The sequence below is a fragment of the Methylobacterium sp. J-092 genome (genome assembly GCF_022829325.1).
GTDB lineage: Bacteria > Pseudomonadota > Alphaproteobacteria > Rhizobiales > Beijerinckiaceae > Methylobacterium.
On sequence record NZ_JAKSXU010000018.1, the window covers coordinates 1 to 1542 of the forward strand.

The following is a 1542-nucleotide window of genomic DNA, read 5'->3' on the forward strand; positions in this document are numbered from 1 at the left end:
CAGGACTTCACCAAGAACCTCCAGAACGTGCTCGACACCGGCGCCTCCAAGCTCACCGATGCCGACCTCAACGAGGAGGCCGCGAACTCCCAGGCCCTGTCGACCCGCCAGTCGCTCGGCATCTCGGCCCTCTCGCTGGCCAACCAGGCCCAGCAGGGCGTGCTTCAGCTCCTCCGCTAAGCACCGCCCACCATCACGACGCGATGAAGCGGCTGGGGCATCGCCCCGGCCGCTTTTTCATTTTCTGTCCGCGATGCGTCTTCGATCGTCGATCTTCCCTAATCACGCGCGCAGCCAGCCGAAATCTCAGACTTCATTAACCGGAATGCAAGGAACGGCGTGCTTAGTTAACCCTAACATCGCCTAAGCAAGACGGATCATCCCATGTCCTCGGAAGTCACGCTCTCTGCCGCCACGCGCCAGAACCTGCTCTCGCTGCAGGATACGGCGGCGCTCTCGTCGACGACGCAGAACCGTCTTTCCACCGGCAAGAAGGTTTCCTCGGCCCTCGACAACCCGGTCAACTTCTTCACCGCGCAGAGCCTGTCGAACCGCTCCTCGGATCTCGGCACCCTGCTCGACAGCATCTCCAACGGCGTGCAGACGATCCAGGCGGCCAACCAGGGCCTGACCTCGATCCAGAAGCTCGTGGACTCGGCCAAGTCGACCGCCAACCAGGCACTCGCCACGCAGCTCAACACGAGCGGAACAGCCGGTGCCGCCTTCTCCGCCGCTGCCGGCACGATCAATTTGCAGGTCAACGGCACCGCGGTCTCGACCACGCTGACCGCCAGCGACACCATCGACACGACCATCGCCAAGCTGAACGCGGTGGTCGGTCCCCAGGGCGCGGGCAACGCGTTCAGCAAGGACACGACCGGCACGAAGATCGTCGTCAGCGCCAGCGCCGACCTCGAGTTCTCGACGCCCGGCGACCAGACCGCGCTCGGCTTCACCAGCGGCACCGCCAACTCCGGTCCCCAATACGGCACCACCTCGACGGCGGGTCAGAGCTCGAACCTGACGGTGACCGGGGTCAAGGAGCGCGCGGCCCTCGCCAAGCAGTACAACAGCCTGCTGACGCAGATCGACCAGCTCGCCAAGGACTCGAGCTTCAACGGCACCAATCTGCTGTCGAGCAGCGCCACCACCAACAAGCTGCACATCTCGTTCAACGAGAAGGACACCTCGAACCTCGACGTGCAGGGCGTCGATGCTACCTCGGTCGGCCTCAGCCTCACGGCGATCACCGGCAACTCCGGTGCATCCTCGAATGGGCAGGGCAACTTCCTGATCGACAACGACGTCAAGACGACGCTCACCAGCCTGACGAACGCGTCCTCGACCCTGCGCTCGCAGGCCTCGACCTTCGGCTCGAACCTGTCGGTGGTGCAGAACCGTCAGGACTTCACCAAGAACCTCCAGAACGTGCTCGACACCGGCGCCTCCAAGCTCACCGATGCCGACCTCAACGAGGAGGCCGCGAACTCCCAGGCCCTGTCGACCCGCCAGTCGCTCGGCATCTCGGCCCTCTCGCTGGCC

2 protein-coding genes are annotated in these 1542 nt (G+C 64.5%); both read left to right on the forward strand.

Annotation, left to right across the window (positions count from 1 at the left end; genetic code table 11):
• A partial coding sequence (locus tag MKK60_RS00215) for a flagellin (RefSeq protein WP_279603910.1) occupies nt 1–180 on the forward strand: 180 nt, incomplete at its 5' end.
• Between the two features lie 204 nt (nt 181–384).
• Nucleotides 385–1542 (forward strand): flagellin (locus MKK60_RS00220; protein ID WP_243983417.1); only part of this gene is annotated, 1158 nt, incomplete at its 3' end.